The 22,443-nt window shown below is 67.0% G+C and carries 20 protein-coding genes; 8 read left to right on the top strand and 12 right to left on the bottom strand.

The features are described from left to right. Positions 1-2: 2 nt before the first annotated feature. Complete coding sequence (locus ACWESM_RS29410; RefSeq protein WP_452494517.1) at positions 3-332, bottom strand: winged helix-turn-helix transcriptional regulator; 330 nt, start codon at positions 330-332, stop codon at positions 3-5. Positions 333-395: 63 nt separating this feature from the next. Between ACWESM_RS29410 and ACWESM_RS29405 the strand changes: the two genes are divergently transcribed. After that, positions 396-791, top strand: a complete 396-nt coding sequence (locus tag ACWESM_RS29405; RefSeq protein WP_452494515.1) for a VOC family protein — start codon at positions 396-398, stop codon at positions 789-791. Here the strand turns inward: ACWESM_RS29405 and ACWESM_RS29400 are convergent. The 3 genes from ACWESM_RS29400 to ACWESM_RS29390 form a co-directional block, all read right to left on the bottom strand. Continuing rightward, positions 788-1,567 (bottom strand): hypothetical protein, encoded by a 780-nt coding sequence (locus tag ACWESM_RS29400; RefSeq protein ID WP_452494513.1) that lies wholly within the window; start codon positions 1,565-1,567, stop codon positions 788-790. The genes ACWESM_RS29405 and ACWESM_RS29400 overlap by 4 nt on opposite strands. A gap of 565 nt (positions 1,568-2,132) precedes the next feature. Continuing rightward, complete coding sequence (prcB, locus tag ACWESM_RS29395) at positions 2,133-2,954, bottom strand: proteasome subunit beta (RefSeq protein WP_397276513.1); 822 nt, start codon at positions 2,952-2,954, stop codon at positions 2,133-2,135. A 95-nt stretch (positions 2,955-3,049) separates the two neighbouring features. Next, positions 3,050-4,369, bottom strand: coding sequence for a family 1 glycosylhydrolase (locus tag ACWESM_RS29390; protein WP_452494511.1), 1,320 nt, complete (start codon positions 4,367-4,369; stop codon positions 3,050-3,052). Positions 4,370-4,708: 339 nt separating this feature from the next. Here ACWESM_RS29390 and ACWESM_RS29385 point away from each other — a divergent pair, with 339 nt between their 5' ends. After that, entirely contained in the window at positions 4,709-5,806 is a 1,098-nt protein-coding gene (locus ACWESM_RS29385) for a hypothetical protein (protein ID WP_355078027.1), read from the top strand. A 42-nt stretch (positions 5,807-5,848) separates the two neighbouring features. Here ACWESM_RS29385 and ACWESM_RS29380 read toward each other — a convergent pair whose 3' ends face one another. From ACWESM_RS29380 to ACWESM_RS29365, 4 genes are all read right to left on the bottom strand, one after another. After that, positions 5,849-7,096 (bottom strand): esterase/lipase family protein, encoded by a 1,248-nt coding sequence (locus ACWESM_RS29380; protein WP_452494509.1) that lies wholly within the window; start codon positions 7,094-7,096, stop codon positions 5,849-5,851. A 36-nt stretch (positions 7,097-7,132) separates the two neighbouring features. Beyond that, complete coding sequence (locus ACWESM_RS29375; RefSeq protein ID WP_364435007.1) at positions 7,133-8,131, bottom strand: SMP-30/gluconolactonase/LRE family protein; 999 nt, start codon at positions 8,129-8,131, stop codon at positions 7,133-7,135. A 342-nt stretch (positions 8,132-8,473) separates the two neighbouring features. After that, positions 8,474-9,190 (bottom strand): metal-dependent hydrolase, encoded by a 717-nt coding sequence (locus tag ACWESM_RS29370; RefSeq protein ID WP_452494507.1) that lies wholly within the window; start codon positions 9,188-9,190, stop codon positions 8,474-8,476. Positions 9,191-9,587: 397 nt separating this feature from the next. Further along, positions 9,588-10,130 (bottom strand): AAA family ATPase, encoded by a 543-nt coding sequence (locus tag ACWESM_RS29365; protein WP_452494560.1) that lies wholly within the window; start codon positions 10,128-10,130, stop codon positions 9,588-9,590. Positions 10,131-10,417: 287 nt separating this feature from the next. On the opposite strand from ACWESM_RS29365, the gene ACWESM_RS29360 reads away from it, so the two are divergent. After that, entirely contained in the window at positions 10,418-11,452 is a 1,035-nt protein-coding gene (locus tag ACWESM_RS29360; protein WP_397276504.1) for a hypothetical protein, read from the top strand. Positions 11,453-12,287: 835 nt separating this feature from the next. Next, complete coding sequence (yczE, locus tag ACWESM_RS29355; protein WP_452494505.1) at positions 12,288-12,932, top strand: membrane protein YczE; 645 nt, start codon at positions 12,288-12,290, stop codon at positions 12,930-12,932. Positions 12,933-13,006: 74 nt separating this feature from the next. Here the strand turns inward: yczE and ACWESM_RS29350 are convergent, their stop codons facing one another. Continuing rightward, positions 13,007-13,855 carry an LLM class F420-dependent oxidoreductase gene (locus tag ACWESM_RS29350; protein WP_364435017.1) on the bottom strand — a complete coding sequence of 283 codons (849 nt, stop codon included), beginning with the start codon at positions 13,853-13,855 and terminating at the stop codon, positions 13,007-13,009. A gap of 54 nt (positions 13,856-13,909) precedes the next feature. Between ACWESM_RS29350 and ACWESM_RS29345 the strand changes: the two genes are divergently transcribed. From ACWESM_RS29345 to ACWESM_RS29335, 3 genes are all read left to right on the top strand, one after another. Beyond that, entirely contained in the window at positions 13,910-14,296 is a 387-nt protein-coding gene (locus tag ACWESM_RS29345; RefSeq protein WP_355078020.1) for a MerR family transcriptional regulator, read from the top strand. Positions 14,297-14,612: 316 nt separating this feature from the next. Further along, positions 14,613-15,182 (top strand): GNAT family N-acetyltransferase, encoded by a 570-nt coding sequence (locus ACWESM_RS29340; RefSeq protein WP_364435022.1) that lies wholly within the window; start codon positions 14,613-14,615, stop codon positions 15,180-15,182. Positions 15,183-15,248: 66 nt separating this feature from the next. After that, positions 15,249-17,462 (top strand): molybdopterin oxidoreductase family protein, encoded by a 2,214-nt coding sequence (locus ACWESM_RS29335; RefSeq protein ID WP_452494502.1) that lies wholly within the window; start codon positions 15,249-15,251, stop codon positions 17,460-17,462. A 318-nt stretch (positions 17,463-17,780) separates the two neighbouring features. Here ACWESM_RS29335 and ACWESM_RS29330 read toward each other — a convergent pair whose 3' ends face one another. Further along, the gene (locus ACWESM_RS29330; protein ID WP_355078016.1) at positions 17,781-18,752 is read right to left on the bottom strand and encodes an enoyl-CoA hydratase/isomerase family protein; all 972 of its coding nucleotides are present in this window, start codon (positions 18,750-18,752) and stop codon (positions 17,781-17,783) included. A 137-nt stretch (positions 18,753-18,889) separates the two neighbouring features. After that, the gene (locus tag ACWESM_RS29325) at positions 18,890-19,792 is read right to left on the bottom strand and encodes an alpha/beta fold hydrolase (protein ID WP_452494500.1); all 903 of its coding nucleotides are present in this window, start codon (positions 19,790-19,792) and stop codon (positions 18,890-18,892) included. 127 nt (positions 19,793-19,919) lie between these two features. Between ACWESM_RS29325 and ACWESM_RS29320 the strand changes: the two genes are divergently transcribed. Further along, positions 19,920-21,776 (top strand): Na+/H+ antiporter, encoded by a 1,857-nt coding sequence (locus ACWESM_RS29320; RefSeq protein WP_452494498.1) that lies wholly within the window; start codon positions 19,920-19,922, stop codon positions 21,774-21,776. A 10-nt stretch (positions 21,777-21,786) separates the two neighbouring features. On the opposite strand, the gene ACWESM_RS29315 is transcribed toward ACWESM_RS29320, so the two are convergent. Next, positions 21,787-22,335 carry a TetR/AcrR family transcriptional regulator gene (locus tag ACWESM_RS29315; RefSeq protein WP_355078013.1) on the bottom strand — a complete coding sequence of 183 codons (549 nt, stop codon included), beginning with the start codon at positions 22,333-22,335 and terminating at the stop codon, positions 21,787-21,789. Between the last annotated feature and the right edge of the window lie 108 nt (positions 22,336-22,443).

Here is a 22,443-nt window from a genome sequence, read left to right as displayed (position 1 = left end):
TGTCACATCAACTCGGCGAGATGGGCGCGCGACCACGCGCACATACCGTGCACCAGCCGCAGCAACTCGTCTCCCGCAGGGGTGAGGGAATACTCCACCCGAGGGTTGGCCGTGTGGTGATCGCGCCGCGCGACCAAACCCTCCCGTTCCAGCGAACGCAGTGTCTCGGTCAGCATCTTGTAGCTCACGCCCTCGATCGACCGATGCAACTCGCCGAAACGGCGTTCACCGTCCCCGATCTCCTCGAGCACCCGCAACGCCCACTTCGTCGACAGCGCCGTGAAAACACGCCGGGCGACCGCCCTGGCCTGCTGCTCCTCGGTCTCGGACACCCTCACCACTCACCTTCGAGTGCGTACTGCCGGTCGTGCCGATCCGCGCCTAGCGTCGGACCGGTGCGCATCCTGAAAACCTATGCCAGAGTCTTCGTCACCGACCTCGACACCGCCCTGCCGACCTACGAACGGCTGGCCGGAGCGAAGGCCGATCTCCGTTTCGGCTTCGAGCGCGCCGAACTCGCCGCCGTCGGCGACTTCCTGCTCATCGCGGGCCACCCGGACGATGTCGAGCGCTACCGGACCACCGTCGGCCCGGTCATCGTCGATGATCTCGACGCTCTGCTGCGGACGGTGACCGACTACGGCGCTGAACTCATCGCAGGACCACTCACCAGCGCCACCGGGACATTCGTCTACGTCCGGCATGCCGACGGAGCCGAGCTGGAATATGTGCAGTGGTCGCCCGAGACACGAGCGCTCGTACTGGGACCGGACCACAGCATCGGGCGCTAGCGGGTGAGGACCGGCGTCGACCGATGCCCTGAGGTTTCCGGCCGCGGCGGGTTCGTGTTCCGCACCCACGTGACGTTGGCGACCAAGTCGTCATCGAAGACCAGTTCGTCCCACAGCAGCCGCTCGGCGGCGTCCGGCGTCGGCTGTACCGCCGGCCGCGGCGCCGCCGCGACGGCCGCGGGCTGCTCGGGCTCGGCGGGCGGCGGCGTCACCAACCACGACAGGGCCCGCATCGGGCTGAGGCCGTAGCGGCGAGCGCCCTGCGCGATCGCGGCCACCGCGGCGGCGCAGCTCAGCACGCCGGCGACCAACGCCACGGGCGTGAGTCCGGCGCTGGCCATACGCCGTTCCCCGCTGCCCGACCCGCCCTCGCCGAAGATACGGTGCAGCAACCCCGCGCCGAGACCTTCACCCGGATCGACCAGGATCCGCAATTCCGGCCCCCTGGCATCCAGGTACAGCAAGGCGCTCAGCACCACGATCGCCGCCAGCACACTGGAGCCGACCACCAGGTGCGCGAACCCGCGGGTCCGCAACCGCAGCTGCGCCACCACCGCGAACACGGTGACGACCATCGCTGCCGCGGCCAGCAGACCCCAGGCGCCGCTGATGTTCACGTCACGGAACTTCGACACCGACCACTCGTCGAAACCATTGGTCGCCCCGGTCACCCGGCCGAACGCGTCGGAGCGCGCCTCGCCACCCGAACCCGACGCCGAAAGCCACGGCTGGAACAGCAAGGCGAAGCCGACCGCGCTCGCGGTCGCGGCGAACAAGAAGCCCCAATCCACACCCCGTGGTGGCGTCGCCCCGCGTCCGGTGCCTCCGGAGCCACGGCTCCGACGGTCGCGCGTCTTGCTTGCCTGCCAGGGGGTTGGTTGTACCATTGCTCCAGTTTCGCCGGTGCCGCATGAATAACTCTGCCGCCCAGAGCAATAACAGTGGAATTGCCCCAGAAGCCGAATATCGCGGCACATCGATAAGATGTAATTCGATCGGGCATCATCGGCCATCGACGAAAATCACCGTAAGCAGCTGCGCGACAGCAGGCAAGCGTGATCGATCTCCCACGCATCGCCGCAGCTCCCACGGCCTACCGACGAAGAGTGACCCAACCGGCGAGTAACTTTTCGCGCACGGCGTTGAACTCGACATTCACAGATTTCACCGCGACGATGCCCAACGCGCCGCGCCCCGATTGCTGTGACACGCTTAACAAGACAGCACTAGGACGTCGGTCACAAAATTCACGCGGCACGAACTCGACACGGCCGGAAATTCGCGAATCCCCGCCGCCCGAACGCATTCCCCGCAGCACCGCCCGAAGCGGACATCCCGCCGCTAGTGCCCCTCCGCGGCCGCACGCGCATCCGCCACCGCCCGGGCGATCCGCGCCAGACGCTCCTCCGGCACCTCCACCGCGCCGTCGGCATCGACCAGCACCGCGGTCGGATAGATGTCGCGCAACAGATCCGGGCCACCCGTCGCGGTATCGTCATCGGCCGCGTCGAACAGCGCCTGCACCGCCAGACGCAACGCCGCCTCCGCATCGATCGCACGGTGATAGGTCTTCTTCAACGACGACTTCGCGAACACCGACCCCGAACCGACCGCCGTGTAACCGAAACGCTCCTCCTGCCGACCACCCACCGCGTCATACGACACGATCCGCACCGCCCGCTCCGGCTCCGCAGCGTCCGGGTCGTAGCCGACCAGCACCGGGATCACCGCCATATCCTGCAGCGCCGCAGGCAGATTCGCCCGCACCATCGCCGACAACTTCGTGGCCTTGCCGTCGAACGTCAGCGACGCTCCCTCGATCTTCTCGTAATGCTCGAGCTCCACCGCGAACAACCGGATCATCTCCACCGCCATCCCGACCGTGCCCGCGAAACCCGCCGCCGAATACGTGTCGGTGATGAACACCTTCTGCATATCGCGCGTCGACACCAGATGCGCCATCGTGCCCCGCCGATCACCCGCCACCAGCACACCACCGCGATAACCGATCGCGACGATCGTCGTCCCGTGCGGCGCGACACCACTCGCGCCACCGCCGAAATCCGGATCCGGCAACAACCGCGGCGCATACCGGCGCAGATACTCCGAGAAGGACGCCGCCGGGTACCGCAAGCCGAGCGGCAGGTGACTATCGGTCGTCATGAATCACCTCTCCGGGCGGAGCGTGCCCCACCCGCGAACACGTGCACTTCCGCCCGACGTTACCGGAACCCCACCACCACCCGGCGACAACCGCGCTAGGCCGGATCCTCCCCGACACAGGTCTCCGCCGCATCGATGTGGACACAGGGAACCGGAGCCCGCGTCGGCCGATAATCCGGCGCCACACCACCCGCGCGGATCAGCCGGGCATACGCGTCGACCCCATCGGTCGGGCGGCGCGCCAACGTCGGATCGGTCAGCACATCGACCGTATAGAGCCCGAACCGCGGCGCGTAGGAACCCCACTCATAGTTGTCCGTCAGACTCCAATAGTTGTAGCCGACCACATTCATCCCATCGGCCTTCGCCCGCTGCAACCAATACACCGTGTCCCGCAGATGATCGGCGCGGGTATACCCATCCGGGCGCACCTGCCCGTTCTCCGTCGGAAGCCCGTTCTCCACCACATACAGCGGCCGCCCCGGAAACCGGCGCGCGTAATGCCGCAACGCGTAGTAGATACCCTCCGGATGCACCGGCAGCTCCCACATCGGCGGACCCCCCTCCGCACCGCCCTGCGCCGCCTCCCCGGTCTGCGGCAACGGAGCGAAGTAATAGTCCAGACCGATGAAGTCCAACTTCGCCGAAATCCGGTCCACGATCGGCTGATTCACCTCCGTCTCCGCACCCGCCACATACCCCAGATTGCTGGTCACCTGAGCACCCGGCCGATAACCGTGGATGACGTCGTAGATCTCGTTGTGCGCCTGCGCGATCCGATCCAGCATCACCGGCGCCTCATCGACACCGATCCCGCCCGTGCGCAACTCGGTGCCGACATACGCCACAGGCTCGTTGAACGTCACCCACAGCGGATCACGCGAGGCATACCGCTGCACCACCTTGCGCATGTTCGCCAGCCAATCCTCCACCATGCCCGGATCGCGCCACCCGCCCCGATCCACCGCCCACCCCGGATACACCCAGTGATCCAACGTCAGCATCGGCCGCATCCCCGCCGCGACGATCCGGGCGATCACATCGTCGTAGAACCCGAACGCCGCCTCATCCCAGGCATGCGGCGCCGGCTGCAACCGCGCCCACTCGATACCCACCCGATACACCCGCACACCCAGCCGCGCCGCCAGATCGATATCGGTGAGATAGCGGCGAGCGAAGTCCACCGAATCCAGATACGGATCCGCCGTCCCACCCGACGCGATGAAACGCGACCAGTTGCTGTCCGGCGCATGACCCTCGGACTGAAACCCCGACGACGCCACGCCCCACAAGAAATCCCTACCGAACGCGGGCAACTCCCGGCCCGGCTGAGCAGCGGAAACCCCCGAAGCCATCAGCATCGCCGCAGCGGCCGACAACGCGGCGAACCCGCGCCGGTGAGTGCGTGTACGCATCGCCGTAGCGTAACTGTGAGATTGCTGGCGATCGGGGGAAGAACTCGCGTGTCGTAGATCCCACAACCGTCACAATCCGGGCCCACCCCGACCCCGACCGCCGCGCCAACTCCACGCCCACGGCGAACCATCCTCCGCCGCACTCGCCGACCTCGCGGTATTCGACCCGGCCGCAATAGTTCTCGCCGCCTCGGCTGCCGAAGAGCCGCCGCCCGGATCACCATGATCGACAGTCATAGCCCCATCCGCCCAGCGCGTCCCCAGGAAACGCCGCACAACATCACACAAGCGAATCAATTGACCGAGCGCATCCGCCGCCGATCGACCAGACTTGCCCAGGTGACCAGATACGCATTCGATGCCGACCGCGCCGCCCTCGTCGCCACCTGGGCGACCGGACGAGGCGACCTCGCCCAGACGGTGGCCACCCTGCCCCCGCAGGTGACCACGGACCAGGCAACCGATCTGGCGTCGAACCTCACCACCCTCTCGCGGTTCCAATGGCGCACCTACACCCACCCCGCCAGCGCCGCGGGCGACCCCGACGTCCCCAACAGCGAAGCATGGCGCCGCGCCGAAGAACGCCGCAACTTCAAAGAAGTCGAAGCCGGACTGCGCAATCCCCACCTGCCCACCGACGAAGGACTGCTCGTCTCCTACAGCGGCGTCGTCGAATCCGCCCACCGCATCGGCCGCACCCTGCACGACATCGACCACGCCGCCCTGCTCGAAACCGTCGCCGCCGAGGTACGCACCGAACAGGAAGCCATCGAATCCGCCGAACGCGGCGACCTCTCCGGCCGCGCCCGCCAAGCCGTCGAACTGTCCCGCCCCGACGTATCCCCGGCCCAGGTCCACGCCGCCGACGCACTCCTGCGCAACGACCCACTCGGCAGCATCGAACTGTTCACCGAACTCGACCCCGCCTCCGCCTCCGTCGCCGCGGCACACTGGCTCTACGCCGCCGCCGAAGTCGCAGGCGAGGCCGCGAACGTAGCCACCACCGATGTCGTCGCCGAAGCCGACGACATCGAAGCACTCCAAGTCGAGACACCCACCCTCGTCCTCGAACGACTCGCCGCAGGCGACACCCCGACCGAAGTCGTCCTCGACCTGATCGCCGAAGCGATGGCCGTCCACGAAGGCCGCGTCCCGGCCCCCTGGAGCCTCGTCGCCCGCGTCGCCGACATCGAAGCCCAAGCCCACCGATTCGGCGTCGACGCCGACACCCGCGAAGCAATGCTCACCAGCTTCCGCATCAGCCGACTCGACCCCGCCCGCCCCGCTCTCGACCTCTTGGAAGACCTCCTCGACGGTATCCGCGGCTGCCTGCTGCTCTACGCCGCCCACACCGAGCACGACGACGCCGAAACCGAAAGCCGCTTCGCCGAAGACGTGCGCCTCGAAGCCGACGCCGACCCCGAAGACCTTCTCTGAACGCCGAGGCGGGGCACGGCCACGCCCTGCCCCGCCGGGAGTTCAGCGAGAAACTTCATCGGACCCAGCCGATTCCGAGGCCAACCAGGTACGCAACGCGCGGTAGACCGCCGCGTGACTGAGCAACGTGAAGTGATGCGCCGACGCGACATGCATACCCTTGTCGACATCGAACCCGATGCGCCGGGTCCGAGCCCGGCCCCCACCACTCGGTGTGAGAACCAGCCCGTCACCGATCACACGCCCCAGCGGATGCCGCGAATTCCTCGTGACCGTGGCGGTAACGAAATAATGCTCCGCGTCCCGCAGCAGCGGAACCTCCCGAACCGCCCGGCGACGCAGCGCATCGGCGTCCAGATCACGCCAATCCTCGTCCACCAGGGAGCCGTCCCGAAGGTCCCGGATACCCGCGCTGCGGCGACGCAACAGCCGCCCGAACGGACGAGTTTCCGGAAACCGCACCAGCGCCGCCGACGCGTAATGCACCAACTGCTCCAGCGGCGCGCCCATATGCGGTGAACCCAGGCACACCACGTGGCGCACCCGCCGCACCCACGGCACCCCGGCTTCACTCGCCACAAAGCACGCACCCCGGGCGACCAACCCACCCATCGAATGACCTACCAGCGACACCCGCTCGATCGGCACCGGCCACCCGTCGACCAAGCCCTGCATCAGCTCGCTGAACTGCGCCGCGTTCTCCGAGATATGCAGACCGGTGTTGTACCGGACCTGCAACGACGTGCATCCCGTATCGGACTCCAGACGCTCGGCATAGGTCGGCCCGCCGCCCAGACCCCACGCGTGCTCGGTTTCCACCAAGCCGTGCAAGAACACCACGATGTGCGCGGCGGGCCGTTGAACGCGCGCACCGACGAGCTCCGCGGGCACGGGAGCGCCGTCGATCCGGAACGTCATCGGCCCGGCCAGAATCGGCCGCGTCCGTTCGAGATCATCACCGATCAAACCCTGCAGCGCGGCCAGCAATCCCGAGCCGTACACCGTGCGTGACGGTGCGACGCCGGGCAGATCCGCTGCCCGTTCCGCGACCATGCCCGCCGCCACCGCGGATCCACCGACCACGCGGTAGACGCTCTGCGCGATCGCATCGTGCATCAACTCGACCGGAGCCGCCGCAGGCCCCACGCCCCACCGCACCGCCGCGAACACGCGCTGCGCGATCGCCCGGTGCACGGCCGCGATCCCGTCGACCGCACCGCCGAGTTCGTCACCGGCCAGCCGGGCCAGCGCCCTGACCTCCGCTTGCCGCTGGGGCACATCCTCCGTCACAACCTCAGTGTACAAGTGTGCACTGAAAAATGAACCCTACGGCACCCGCGACACGGCCACCGCCGCCTCGGTGAGACTGCCCAGATACAGCACGCCGTCCTGCTCGACCACGCCGGTCACCATCGAATAGTCGGTGCCCTCGACCTGAAGGTCGTGCACGACGTTGCCGTCGAAATCGACCGCCAGCACCCACACCGTCCGCGCAGGCTTCGGCTGCACCCACTTCGGCAGCGTCCACACGATGCGCCGCAGAATGCCAGGCAGCGGAAGCAGGCGATCCAGCAACGGATTACGCGGCGAAGGAAGCGTGATCCAGATCAGGCCGTCGCTGCCGAGGCCGAGGTTGTCCGGGAATCCGGGCAGATTCTCGATCAAACGTTCCTGCTTTCCCGCCTTCGGGCCGGTCAGCCAATAGCGCGTGAGACGGTAGCCGCCGGTCTCCGCGACGACCACGCTGGAGCGATCGGGTGCCAGGACCACGCCGTTGGCGAATTGCAGATCGTCGATGAGCGTCTCCACGTTGCCCGCGGGGTCCCGGCGGAACAGGCGACCCGTGCCGGAGTGCTCCAGGATGTCACCCATGTACTCGTCGAGCGAATACCGGCGCGACGACGCCGAGAAGTAGATCGTGCCGTCGGCATCGCGCACCACATTGCTGGCGAACCGTAGTCGCTCGCCGTCGATTTCGTCGACCAGGACGTTCAGCCCGCCCTCGGCGTCCAGCTCCAGCAGTCCACGTTCGAAATCGCAGATCAGCACGCGCCCGTCGGCGTCGGCGTGCAGACCGAGCGGGCGGCCTCCAGTGTTCGCGAGTTCGCGGACGTCGCCGGTCGCCGGATCGATGCTGAGGACCGCACCGCCTTCGACGCCCGCGATGATCCTGCCGTCGGGGGAGAGGACGACATCTTCCGGGCCGGCACCAGGCAGCTCGAGGCGCCGGATGTCGGGAAGAGGTGGAGCACTACGAGTTTGATGCGCTCGTGCGGGGGAGCGCGGTGGTGTCCAGCGTTGCGGCTGCATGGTCGAGGCGAGCATGGCATCAGGGTAGCCGGGGGAGTGCGGAGGTCTCCGAGAAACGGTGCGCGGTCGGGGACCGCTTATGGGCGGAGGCGGAGGTCCAAGGACGGATGCGTACGGACTGCGCGTAAAAACATGTCGATACGTAGATATGCGCATCTACGAATTTTACCCTCATCATTCCAGCCCGCCTCACTCAACCCGACAGACCAAAGCAGCATTGAAGGGGGAGGGGAGCGCGCGAGATCGGCGACGACTACGCGGAGCGGAACGGGCGGCCTCTCACGCTGCTGCCCAGGCCGCCTGTCGCGGCAATCGCGCCGCCGGGAGCGCGGCGGCCTGGGCAGCGGCATCGAGACGTCAGGGCTGGTGGGTGATGGTGTACCAGAGAATTGCCAGGGTACCGACCGTGAAAAGCGGTGCGATGATGAAGGTTTCGACCTTGTTCCCGGTGCGCTCGATGACGGGAAGGCTGACTCGTAGGCCGAAGGGCCAGAACAGGCGGCAGCCGCGCTCGGTGAGGCAGTCGCCGAGCAGGTGGGCCAGTGCGCCGAGTCCGACCGCGAACGGCAGCCAGACCGGCTTGTCGGCGATCCAATGCTCCATGGCGAACGTGCCGGCGGAGGCGAGCACGACGATCGGTCCCCATGCCTTGAAGTTGTTGCCGGACGGGCACAGATGCAGTGCGCGCACAGCCAGGGCGAGGAGGAAGAAAACCAGGCTCAGGGTGAACCAGTGCCCGAGCCAGTGCTCGCCGGCCCACGTGCCGTAGGCAGCGGCCGCGACGAAGGCCAGGGAGTGCGTGGCGCCGCGATGGCCGCCGGAGGCCCAGGAGATGAGCCTGCATGCGGTGTGCGTGATCGGACCCAAAGTGTGCGAGATGGTCCCGTCGGGGTGGTCCGCGTCTGGCAGCAGTGCGGCCCCGGCCGTGAGAAAGACGCCGAGCAGCAGATCGACGGTACCGAGGTGTCCCGTCGCATCCTGGAGAGCCGGAAACGTCAAAATCGTGACCGGTAGCGTCGCCGCTGCCGCCGACCAGGCCAACGCGCCACTGGTCGCATGTGAATGTCCAAGCACGATTCGAACGTTAGTTCAGCTTGCTATCGGTTCGCGAATGCCGCTGTGCGAGGTCGGAAGTCGTGCGGGAAGCGTGTCCGGCGTTCGGGCTTGCGCGGAAATGAGGTAGGGGAGTGCTGGTAAGAGTCGTGGCGATGCGTAAAACGTTCTGTAGGTGGACAATCCGGTTCAGCGCGGGATGCGGGCGTGAGAACCGTTCATGCATACCTCGCGACATCATCAGCGTCGCTTGAAACGATCCGTGGTGCACGTGCATTAGCGCGTGAGGAAAAAAATTGCGATACGTTCCTTTGCGTATATATGCATGATTCCCACCTACCACCGAAGTTCCGACCCAGCCGGACTCAAACCAGAGCAACATCGAGGCCGGGGGACCAGGCGTGATGTGAATCCAGTTCTAGAGGACGTCGCCGATGGCAACAGTCGCTGCGGCCATGATCCGGCGCGCGAGGTCGGATCCGTCGACCGGGCCGGTGGTGTCGACGGCGACGACCGGCGTGAGCGCGAGCGGTTCGGCCAGGCGCGCCCAGCGGTCCCAGTCGTGCGCGAGGTGCGCGTCGTCGTGGTACACGGCGGCACGTGTACGGCCGCGGTATCGGTCGCGGGCGAGCTCCGGCGGAACCGAGCACCAGACCTCCACTGCTCGCGTCGCGCCCGACTTCACGATGCCGTTGGCGGCGTAGCGCGCATCTCGGGGTTTGAACCACCACGAGTCGATCAGCGCGACACCGGGAAGCGCGGCGGCCAGCGCCCAAGCGGCCTCTGTCGCGATCGCCCCGATATTCGGTAGTACCGCGGTGTGATCGAGCCCTGAGCCCAGCGCCTCTTTGATGGCGTCCCGCGTGATCAAGTGCGCACCGAGTTCGAGCGCCAGCGCCGGAGCCAAGGTGGACTTCCCGGAGCCTGGTAGTCCGTTGACGAGAACGAGTAGTTCGCAGATGGCGACGAACCTCCGGGGCGATCGAGAAGAACAAGTCGGCGGGCCTGATTCTCGTTGCGCAGCGCCATGACCGGCAAGCCGGAAGGAGGAGTGTTCGGCCAGTGAACCTATCGCCGATGGTTCCCAGACCTGGGGATCTCACTTCGCACTCCGCGCATACGCTGCATCGCATAGCGCTAGATGATCGATAGCTATATCTCGATCCGGACGTCTGGACGGAGCGTGGCAAATGTCTGGTTTCGATCAGATCGGCTCAACCAGTGGTAGGCCCTGCGGAGGAGGTTGTGGTGGGTGAGGGGCGCGGAGTTCATCTGTGCGGCAGTGTGCCGTTGGCGGATGCGGAAACAGTCTTCACCGAGGCGGCGCGGCGAATCGGCAAGCACTTGAAGCGCATTCCGGATGGGGAGACCGGAGTTCGGGACAACTGGGTAGTGTGGCAGTTGCCCAAGATGCAGGCGCATCCGGATCTGGAAACCATTCCGCCGCCGAGCCCCGAGTACGGGCCGAGCGAGCGGGTGCGGCCCAAGCCCGGCGTGGACCCGGCGTCGATCGACTTCGGTCCCTTGGGTTACGCGGAGGCGGCGCTGGAATCCTGGCGAGTCTTCCACCGGCTGCGTGAGGACGGGACGATCCCCGCGGGCATTCGGTTCCAGGTGAGCTTGCCAACGCCTATCGCGGTGATCGGTGCGTTCGTCGCGGGTCCGCAGGGCGAGTTGGAGCGCAGGTACGAGGCGCGGCTGCTGGACGAACTCGCCGTCATCCTCGGCACGATTCCGGCGGAAGATCTTGCGGTGCAGTGGGATGCCGCGGTGGAGTTCGCGATCTTCGAGGGCGTCTTCCCGTCGTGGTTCGGCTCCGACTACCCGACGCAGCTCGAGGAAGTGGGGCGGCGGCTCGTTCGGTTGGGCGGTGCTGTGCCCGAGTCGGTAGATCTTGGTTATCACCTCTGCTATGGCGATTTCGGTCACCGGCACTTCGCCGAACCCGCCGATACCGGCAAGCTGGCTGCGGTCGCCGGCCGTATCCTGGGCGGGCTGGAGCGGCGGGTCGACTGGATTCACCTGCCGGTTCCGCGCTCGCGTACCGATGCCGACTATTTCAAGCCTCTCGCCGATCTTGTTTTGCCATCTGGAACGGACTTGCACCTCGGGCTGGTGCACGCGACCGACGGCCGTGCCGGCGCGCTGGCACGGATCGAAGCTGCCCGCTCGGTGGTCGGCGAGTTCGGCATCGCCACCGAGTGCGGTATGGGCCGCCGTCCGGCCGGTCAGATTTCCACGTTGCTGGATCTGCACGCGGAACTCGCGGACTTGCTGGCTTGAATCCGCCTCCTCGACGCCGGGTCATATTTCGGGGTTGGGCCCGGCGCCGAGTCGCGAACCGGCGCGGACACCGACCACGACCACATCGTCGTAACGCACGGCTACGCGCTGGCCTTCGTCATCACCACGTGGATGATGCTGCCGGTGGAGGGTGGCGGTTTCGTGCCGTTCGCAACCGCGCGATGCTCAGCCTCGCCGACACGTCTCACTTGGATGCGCCGGGGAGATGAGGGTTCTTCGAACCGGAGGAGCGGTTACCAGTCCTCTAGTTGACATAATGTTGATTATCGGCGCAATTTTGGGGCGGTTCGCAGCAGTGATTGTGCGGCGTATTCGTTGTCTGTCTGTCCGATCCGGTAAGGCGAGAACGATTCGGTGAGTTCAAGGGCTGCCGGGCTTCTGCTGCGATTCCGGGAGTGACCTTATTGCATAACCTGCTGCGTACAGATTTCGCACCGCCATTTTGTCACTGTGACGTATTGCGTAGCCAGGTGCGCGCCGATACGAAGATCTTGGCAAATATGCCGTCGACGTATGACGCTCTGCGGCAGTGGATGGTTGGTCGGCGACGTCGTGGAACGAACGGTTGGGCGACGTCGACCGCATCGTTGCGGACCTGCCCCCTACCCCAGGATGGTTGGAGTGGGTTGGTTGACGAGTCTTGGAATTTTCCTAGATCGGGCTCGTTGGGGCTAGCGGCGGGCTTGGTGGAACGGGATGGTGAGGAAGTGCGGCGGGTGTAACCGCGTGGTGTTGCTGGATGGCTGTCGTCGCACAGTCCAGTGATTGGTGATTGGCTCTGGTTGTGGGGGCCAGTTGCGGGCACGCTGGGTCGGTGCTGGTTCGTCGGTTGGTCGCGTTGTATGTCGGATTGTGGTTGTACGGGTTCTCGATGGCGGTGATGGTGCGGGCGGGGCTCGGGCTGGATCCGTGGGATGTGTTTCATCAAGGTGTGGCGCGGCACGTGCCGATCAGTTTCGGTGCCGTCACGGCACTGACCGGTGTCGCGGTGCTGTTGGCTTGGATTCCGCTGCGACAGTTGCCGGGTCTGGGCACGGTGAGCAATGTCGTGGTGATCGCCGTGTCGGTCGATGCCGGGCTCGCCTGGCTGCCGTCGTGGGATGCGCTGGCGGTGCGGGCCGGTGCCATGGGGGCCGCTGTCGTGTTGAACGCGGTGGCGAGTGTGTTGTACATCGGCGCGGGTATGGGTCCGGGCCCGCGGGATGGACTGATGACTGGACTGGTCCGGTGCACCGGGCGATCGGTGTGGGTGGTGCGCACGGCGATCGAGGTGACGGTGTTGACGACGGGATTGGTTCTCGGCGGCAGCGTCGGTGTGGGGACCTTGGTCTACGCCTTCGGGATCGGACCGCTGATCCACCTGATGATCCCTGCTGTGAACCGATTCCTGCCGGGGTTTTCGCCGTCGAAGCCGGTGGTTGCCGTCGGCGGTGACGCGGTGGAAGTTCCGGCCGGGTAGCTCGACTCCCCTACTCCTCTTCGAAGCGTCTTCGAATCGTCACAGTGACGACAGGGCGTGACTTCGATGTCGGTTCAGCGGTGTGGTCCGACGCTCACCTCGGCGAGCCGGTCCAACTCGTGAAGCGCCGCATCGTGTGGCAGAACTGGAACGATGCCCAGCAATGTGCGGTGAATTCCCAACTCCGCCAGGTATTCCAGTTGGTGGCGCTGTGGTTGGAACAGTGTCGCGATCACCGGCACCGGCGCTCGACCGTGGCGGTCGGCGAGGGCCTGTAGTTCGTGGATCCCCCTCGCCAGCTCGTCGAGTGGTAGGCCGACGGGGGCCAACCATCCGTCGGCGTGGTCGAGGATGCGTTGGTGTGTGGATGGTCCCCAGCCGCCGAGCCACACCGGGGGGCGCGGCTGCTGGACTGGCTTCGGCCACGAGTACAGCGGGTCGAAATCGACGAAGTCGCCGTGGAATTCGGCTTGTCGGTGGGTCCAGATGTTTGTCATCGCGAGGAGTCGTTCGCGCTGTAGCGCAACTCGTGTTCTGGGATCGGTGCCGTGGTTGCGCATCTCTTCACGCAGCCAGCCGACGCCGACGCCGAGTTCGAACCGTCCTCCCGAGGCCAGGTCCAGGCTCGCCACTTCCTTGGCCAGAATGATCGGATCGCGTTGGACGACCAGCGTCACGGCCGTGCCGATCCGTAGCCGTTGTGTCGCGGCGGCTGCGAACGACAATGTGACGAACGGGTCGAGATTGCGGTGGTAGTCGTGTGGGATCTCGTCGCCACCGGGGTATGGCGTGGTGACCGTGACCGGTATGTGTGTGTGCTCGGCGACGAACAGCGACTCGAAGCCGCGGTCTTCCACTGCCCGGGCGAGGTCGGCCGGGCCGATGCTTTCGTCGGTCACGCCGGTGAAGATTCCGATCTGCATTGGGCTACGGTAAACATTGACGCCAGCGTCAAGGTCAAGGTCGAGGTGAGTGGAATGCGGATCGGTGAACTAGCGCAGCGCACTGGTTGCAGCACGAGGGCATTGCGCTATTACGAGCGGCAGGGTTTGCTGACGGCAGCGCGTGGCGGCAACGGCTACCGCAGATTCGACGACTCCACCGTCGAGACCGTTCTTCGTATCCGTGCTCTTCTGGCAGCCGGGTTGCCCACCGATGTCATCCGGCGGGTACTGCCATGCGCCCGCGACACCGTTCCGCGGTTCGAGCCGTGTGCCGAGGTGGTAGCGATCTTGAAGTCGGAGATCGACCGAATGGACGCGCTTGCCTCGGATCTGGCGCGCTCCCGCCACCTGCTCGCCTCGATTCTGCTCGACTCCGGTGTACCGGTAGCGAGCGACCGCGCCGCGCAGAGCACGACGTAGCAACCGCGCGGTGCTGCGGATCCGGCACGACGTCCCGCGCCGTCTCACCGCGTGGGGCGCACCGAGTGGCCACGGCCGGGCACGATGGGAAACGAGACGCTGTCCGTCGGGGTGCTCGGGTCGATATGAGCACGTTTCGGGCGCAGGCGTGCGGCTGGCCGTACCTCGCCTGGTGACGGCGCATATCCTGCCGGTGGGTACTGTGGGCGGCCGCGCGGCGTCGTCACGTGCGAAACAGGTTGGTGCGAATAGTCTTCGGCGATTCGATCGACGAAATGCGTGGCGGCAGAGCGCGCGTGTGAGTGACAATCCGGATGTGTCCGCTCTGATGCCCGATGTGGTCGCCGCCGAAGTGTTCGCAGCCGGGACGCAGCCCGCTTTGAGGGGTGAGACCGTGTTGTTGCGGCCTTGGACGAACGCCGACGCGGCGGTGATCCAGGCCGTCTACCAGGATCCGGATATCCAACGCTGGCATGTTCGCGATGTCGTCTCCGAGGCCGAGGCGCGGGAGTTGATCGCCCGCTGGCAGGCGGGGTGGAGCAATGGTGACGGCCCGCAGTGGGCTGTCGTCGTCGGTGACGTGGTGGCGGGCAGGGTCGGGTTGCGGCATATGGCACCCGCGGATGGCGTGGCGGGGATCGCGTACTGGACGGCTCCGGGATGGCGGGGCCGCGGCGTGACGCCCGCCGCGGTCGAGACGGTGACTCGGTGGGCGTTTGAGGTGGGTTTCCATCGGCTGGAGGTGTCGCACTCGGTGCGTAATGCCGCGTCCTGCCGGGCGGCGGTGAAGGCGGGATTCGCGCCGGAGGGTGTCCGGCGCAGTGCTGGGTTGCACGCGGACGGTTGGCACGACATGCATTTGCATGCCCGCCTCCGCCCGGCATAGATCCCTGTACGGAAGCAGCTGTCCCAGATAGCCTGTGGGAAGCGATCCGGCAGAAGGTGAAAATTCATGAGTGCTACCACCATTGCCCGGCAGTGCACGTTGTGTGAGGCGCACTGCGGAATTCTCGTCACGGTCTCCGGTGACCAGGTGACGCGGATCGAGGGCAATCCGCAGGACGTGCTGTCGAAGGGGTACATCTGCCCGAAGGCGACGGCGATGGGCGGGTTGCACCATGACCCGGATCGGTTGCGGACGCCGGTGCGGCGGGTGGGTTCGTCGTTCGAGCCGATCGGCTGGGACGAGGCATTCGACGAGATCGGTCGGCGGTTGCGCGAGGTGCGTCGCGAGCACGGCAACAGCGCGATCGGCATGTATCTGGGGAATCCGGCCGCGCACAGCTCGTCGGTGCTGTACGCGGTGTTGCTGCGGTCGGTGCTGCTGACGCGGAACTTTTTCTCGGCGTCGTCGATCGATCAGTTCCCGCAGGAGTTCGTCGCGTGGCGGATGTTCGGCTCGAATGTGCTGATGCCGGTGACCGATATCGATCGGACCGACCGCCTGGTGATCCTGGGGGCGAATCCGGCGGTGTCGAACGGGTCGGTGACGACCATGCCGAATGCGAAGCAGCGGATCCGGGACGTGCGGCGGCGTGGTGGGAAGGTCGTGGTGATCGACCCGCGGCGGACCGAGACGGCGCGGCTGGCCGATCAGCACGTCGCGGTGGCTGCGGGCGGGGATGTGTATCTGCTGCTGGCGATGTTGCATGTGCTGGTCGCCGAAGATCTGTGCGACGAGAAGGCGATTCGCGCGTCGAGCACCGGTTGGGAGCGGTTGCGTGCGCTGGTGGCCGAGGCGTCGCCGGAGCAGATGGCGCAGTACGCGGGAGTGGACGCGGAGACGATTCGCGGGCTGGCTCGGGAGCACGCGGCGGCGCCCTCGGCGGTGCTGTACGCGCGGATCGGGGTGTGCCAGCAGGTGACCGGCACGTTGACGCATTGGCTGGTGAACACGATCAACGCGGTGACGGGCAACTTGGATCGGGCGGGTGGGCAGATGTTCGCGACGCCGCCGATCGATGCGCCGCGGTATGCGAAGTACCTGCCGATGGGGTATGGGGCGTGGACCGACAGCTCCGGGACCTACAAGTCGTTCCGCTCGGAGTTGCCGGTGGCGGCGCTGGCGCAGGAGATGTCGGCCGAGGGGCCGGGCCGGATCCGCGCGATGATCACGTATGCGGGCAATCCGGTGTTGTCCACGCCGCAGCGCGGCCGGTTGGGGGCGGCGCTGGACGGGCTGGATTTCTATGTGGCCGTGGACATGTACGTCACGGAGACGACGCGGCACGCGGACATCATCCTGCCGCCGATCTCGCCGTTGGAGCGCGAGGACGTCAACATCCTGTTCCCGGTGTTCAGTGTGCGCAACAATCTGCGTTTCGACGCGCGCGTGTTCGAGCCGCCCGCCGATGGGCTGGAGGATTGGCAGATCATGGCGCGGTTGGTCACCGAAATGGTGCCGTTGCCTGCGCGGCGGCTCACCGCGCGGGTGCTCAACGCGGTGTTCGATCGGGTCAGCCCCGTGCGGATCGCCGCGCTGGGGGTGGCGGCGGGGCCGTACGGGGTGTTGCGGCGGGGTCGCAAGGGTTTGACGGTGGGTAAGGCGCGTGCGGCGGCGGGCGGTATCGATCTGGGTCCGTTGCGGCCGAGGCTGCGGTCGCTGCTCGGGACGAAGGATCGGAAGGTGCATGTGGCGCCGGAGGATTTCGTGGCGGCCGCGCGTGAAGTTCTCGCGGCCGCGCGGCGGGGTGAGGCGGTGACCGCGCCCGCCGACGGCTACGACTTGAAGTTGATCGGTCGCCGTCATCTGCGCAGCAACAATTCGTGGCTGCACAATGTGCCGTCGATGGTGAAGGGGCGCGATCGTTGCACGGCGCTGATGCATCCGCAGGATGCGGCGGCGCGCGGGTTGTGCGACGGTGAGCCGGTGACGGTGCGTTCGCGCACCGGGGCGATCGTGGTGCCGTTGGAGGTCAGTGACGATATCCGGGTCGGGACGGTGGCGATCCCGCACGGGTGGGGACATCAGGAGCCGGGTGTCGGGTGGACGGTGGCGGCGTCGCTGCCGGGCGCGAATGTGAACCTGCTGCACGATCCGGCGGTGACCGACATGTTCTCGGGGACGGCGGCGGTGAACAACACGTGGGTGACGGTGACGCGGGCGTCGGTCGATTCCGGGGAGCGTGTGGACCTCAGCGAGCGCGAACCCGCGCCGACCGCTTGACGAGTGTGGACCGTCTGTTCGGCAGCGTCATCGCCGTTGGCTGGCGCCATCTGCCGATGGGATGGTCTGGCACTGTTGCTTCCTGGCGCTGCCGAGGCAGAACCGATGCCGGTCACCGTCCAGGTGATGGAATGTGCCATATGCGGGCGGGGCGGCGGTGAGCTAGGCAAACCCTCCGCCCCCGCTCGAGCAGTATCTGCCCGCTATGGGGCTGGTCGTGCGGCACTTTCTATGCGGTAGAGCCCGAGCAGTCGCCGCTTTCCGGTCGACCGGCGTGGTGTTCCCTCTGCGCACGGGAGGCGACCTGCGCGAGGTGGGTCATTTGCTCACTTGGTCGACGCGGGTGCCGTCCAGCCAGGGTTGGGGGTCGGCCAGGAACGGGGTGTCGGCGAGGCGGTCGAGGTCTTCGAAGAAGGCTTTGGTGGTGCGGGCGGCCGCGGTGGTGGTGCCGACGGAGACGAATCCGGCTTGTTCGGCGTCGAGGCCGCGGGAGAGGGATTTGTCGGAGCCGAAGTAGACGGCGCGTTTGAGTTCGGCGACGACGACCGGGTTGCGGGCGGCCAGCCGGGCCGCGGTGGCCTGGGTTTCGGTGAGCAGGTCCTCGGCTGGCAGTACGCGGTTCACCAGGCCGAGACGCAGCGCTTCCTGGGCGGTGAACGGCGTGCCTTCGAGGGTGACCTCGATGGCTTTGGCGGCGCCGAGCAGGCGGGTGAGGCGTTGGGTCGCGCCGCCGCCGGGAATGAGGTTGGCCAGCGTCTCGATCTGGCCCAAGCGCACGTGGTCGGCGTCGGCGGCGTAGCGCAGATCGCAGGCCAGCGCGATCTCGTGCCCGCCGCCGAGTGCGGGTCCGTTGATGGCGGCGAGGTAGGCGACGCCGGAGCGGTTCATCCGCAAGGTGGTGCGTTTCCAGCGGTAACCCCAGACCAGGCCCGCACCGAGACCGCCGCCGTGGCGTTCGACCAGGTCGGTGGCGCCGGGAACGTGCAAGACGGCAGCGGCGGCGCGCAGGAACGGTGCGGCGGCGCGAGCGGGGACGAAGGGGCGTGGTTTCTCGATCATGCCGCCGAGGGCGGCGGGGTCGGCATGGGTGAGGAAGCGGCCGGGCAGTCCTCCGGTGAGCACGACCGCGCCCACGGTGTCGTCGATATCGACCGCGGCGGTGAGAAGGTCGAGGTCGCGGACGACCGCGGTGGTGACGAAGTTCCACGGGGGCGCGACCACACGCGCGGTGAGTACCCGCCCGGACTGGTCGAGTTCGATGGTTTCCAGGGGCAGGTCGGCGGCGGACATCGGCGGCTCCTTCGGTGCGCATATCGGCGGTCGGGACGCGAGAACGGTTCCACGCGAACGCGTTTCGGAAGCGGTCCAGCGCGGTCGTGGACTACACCCTAATGTTGCGGACCGGCGGGGCCGGTCCGCAACATCGGTCAGGCCGTGGGCTTGTGGACGCGGGTGTCGTGGAATTCCAGGAATGCCGCGAGGGTCTGCTCGGGTGCCTCCAGTTGCGGGTAGTGCCCGATTCGCGACAGTTCCACGACATCGGGGTCGGTGATCAGTTCGCGGTAGCGGTGCACCATGTGGCCGCCGGAGACGGGATCGGACAGGCCGTCGACGAGCCGGACCGGGACCTGGGCCTGCTGCAGTGCGCCCACCCAGCGCTTGCGCTGCTTGCGGCGTTCGGCCATGTAGCGGATGAGTTTGTGGCCGTTGCTCTTGCCGTGCCTGCTGCACCACAGCAGCCAGAACTGGTGCAGTTCGATGTCGGTGGGTTTGGTGTCGGGCCCGAATACCGCGGCCAAGCTGTGGTGGAAGGTGCGTTCGCTGCCCAGGACGCCGACCAGCGGGCCGAGCGGGCTCGCCAGCAGTCGCTGCACCGGGCGGGGGCGGTGTGTTTCGGGGAACAAGCCGCCGTTGAGCAGGCACACCGACTCGATCACCAGGGATTCGTCACCGGCGTCGCGGCGTTCGGCGTCGCGGGCCACAAGCTCCTGGGCGACGGTGTCGCCGTAGTCGTGGGCGAGGATGTGGTACCGGCTGATGCCCTGTTCCCGCAGCAGGTTCTCGTGGATGTCGGCTTGGTCGGTGATGCGGTAGTCGTAGTGGCGGGGTTTGGCCGACCAGCCGAAGCCGATCATGTCGGGGGCGATGACCCTGGCGAATCGTTCGCACAGGCCCGGCCAGATCCGATGCCAGTCCCAGGACGCGGTGGGAAATCCGTGGATGCACACCAGCGTCCCGTGGGTGCCTGCGCCTCCGTCGCGCCAGAAGATCTGGTGGCCGCGATGAGTGTGGCGTCGTCCGTTCGCCCGCCAGGACGCGAACTCCTCCATGTCTACCTCCTTGTCGTCGACAAGCATGGCGCGTGTGTGCGCCCGGGCACGTTAGTTCGGTCGGCCGTGCACGTGTCATCTACCGCGCCGGCCGATAGCCGATCGTGCGCTCTGCGAGAATTTCACCGTGCATGTCGCGATCGGCCTGGTTGTTCTCGTCGCGTCGGCGGCCGCGTTGGCGGCGCTGGCGCGACGGTTCGGGATCTCCGAACCGCTGGTACTGACGGTGGGCGGGGTGGCGGCGTCGTATCTGCCGTTCGTGCCGGAGATCCATTTGGAGCCGGAGATCATTCTGCTCGGTTTCCTGCCTCCTTTGCTGTATACCGCCGCGATCCGCACGTCGCTGGTGGATTTCCGGGCGAATGCGCGCACGATCGGGTTGTTGTCGGTGGGGTTGGTGTTGTTCACGACCTTCGCTGTGGCGGTGGTGGTGTGGTGGCTGCTGCCGGTGCCGTTCGCGGTCGCTGTCGCGCTGGGTGCGGTGGTGGCTCCGCCGGATGCGGTGGCCGCCACGGCGGTGGCGCGGCGGATCGGGATGCCGCGGCGGATCGTGACGATCCTGGAGGACGAGTCGCTGTTCAACGACGCGACCGCGCTGGTGGCGTTGCGGACGGCGCTGGCGGCGATGGTGGGCACGGTGTCGGTGTGGGCGGCCGGCGCCGATTTCGCGCTGGCGGCCGGTGGCGGCGCGGCGGTGGGAGTGGTGGTGGCCTATCTGCTGGCGATGTTGCGGCGGCGGATCACCGACCCGGTGATGGACACGACGTTGTCGTTCCTGGCGCCGTTCGCGGCGTATCTGCCCGCTGAGGGCATCCACGCCTCGGGGGTGATCGCGGTGGTCGTGTGCGGGATGATCCTCGGACACAACGCGCCGGTGTGGCAGAGCGCCGCGTCGCGGATCGCCGAGCGCATCAATTGGCGCACGATCCAGTTCATCCTGGAGAGCGCGGTGTTCGTGCTGATCGGGTTGCAGGTGCGCGGCATCGTGGAGGGTGCTTGGCACAGCGAGCTCGACCACGCCACCCTGCTGTGGTCGGCGGTGGCGGTGCTGGCCGCGACGATGCTGGCGCGTCCGGTCTGGGTGTTCGGGTCGTCGTTGTTGTCGCGCAGTCTCGGTGGTGGCGAGGCGGTGCCGGTGAGTCATCTGGTGGTGGTGTCGTGGGCGGGGATGCGGGGGGTGGTGACGTTGGCGGCGGTGCTGCTGCTGCCGCAGGACACTCCGTTGCTGGCCGTGCTGCGGCTGCTGGCGCTGGTGGTGGTGGCGGGAACGCTGCTGGTGCAAGGCACGTCGTTGCCGTGGCTGGTGCGGTGGCTGCGGTTGCGCGCGCCCAGTCGCGCCGAGGACGCGTTGCAGAAGGCCAACGTGTTGCAGCAGGCGACCGCGGCCGGTTTGGCCGCTCTCGAGCGGGAAGTCACGCCGGACACGCCGTCGGGGGTGGTGCAGACGTTGCGTGATCGGGTCCTGTGGAAGGCCAACGCCGCCTGGGAGCGGTTGGGGCGGGCGGAGTCGGAGCTGGTGACACCCACCGCGGAGTACCGGCGGCTGCGGTTGGCGATGTTGCAGGCCGAACGCGAAACCGTCTTGCGCGTACGGGATTCGGGCACCGTCGACTACGAGATCCTGCAGCATGTGCTGGCGCAGTTGGATCTCGAGGAGTCGATCATCGATCGCTACGACGAGACCGAGGAAGAACGGGTCGAACCGCTGGCGGCGGCGGGGGCCGACGACGCTTGCGCGCATCTGCGGGACGCGCCGCTGGTGCGTGCGCACGGCGGGCCGGACGAATGCGGCGAATGTCTCGCGGAGGGACTGGCGTGGGTGCATCTGCGGATGTGCTTGTCGTGCGGGCACATCGCCTGCTGCGACTCTTCTCCGGGCAATCACGCGACCAAGCACTACGGCGCCAGCGGGCATCCGGTGATGCGCAGTGTGGAGCCGGGAGAGGCGTGGCGCTGGTGCTATGTCGACGAGCTGCTCGGTTAGCCGGAGTGGGTCAGCGCTGCGCGTGGGAGTAGATCAGGCGCGCGTATTCGGCCAGCAGCTGGTCCAGTGACAGGTTCTCCCCGCCCGCGGCGATCTGCTGGTAGCCGACGAGCATCGCCATGCCCAGTGAGGTGACCACGGCGGCGGTGTCGTCGTCGCCGACGACCCCCTTGATCGCTTTGTGCACGGTGCGCCTGCGGGATTCGTCGACGCGCTTGAGTGCGAGGTTGACCGATTCGTCGTTGGCCGCCCAGGCGCGGATGGCGGCTTCAGCGGAATGGTGCAGTCCGGCGGCGAGGTCGGACATGGCGCGGATGTCGTCATCGGGGTTGCCCTGGTTGAACGGCATGGTGCCCAGGATGCGCACTTGGCGGTTCTCCCAGTGTTCGAGCAGGGCGTCGACGAATCCTTGCCAACTGCCGAAGTGGTGGTAGAACGATCCGCTGGTGACGCCGAGCTGCCGGCACAGGACGCCGATGTTGAGACCTTTGAAGCCGAGTTCGGCGAGCACTTCCAAGCCGGTGTCGAAGTACTGCTCCTTGGTGACCACTCGTGACATACGCGCGCCGTTCTCTTCGTTCGGTCAGGGGAGGGACCGAACAGTACCCCATCGTAGCGTCGGCTGGACCGACCTCGGGAAGTACCGATGCGTACGCCGAGAAGACGC

It is taken from the genome of Nocardia sp. NPDC003999 (assembly GCF_053604885.1).
Note: the sequence above shows the minus strand (reverse complement) of the source record. Positions and strands in the feature narration are given on the sequence as shown.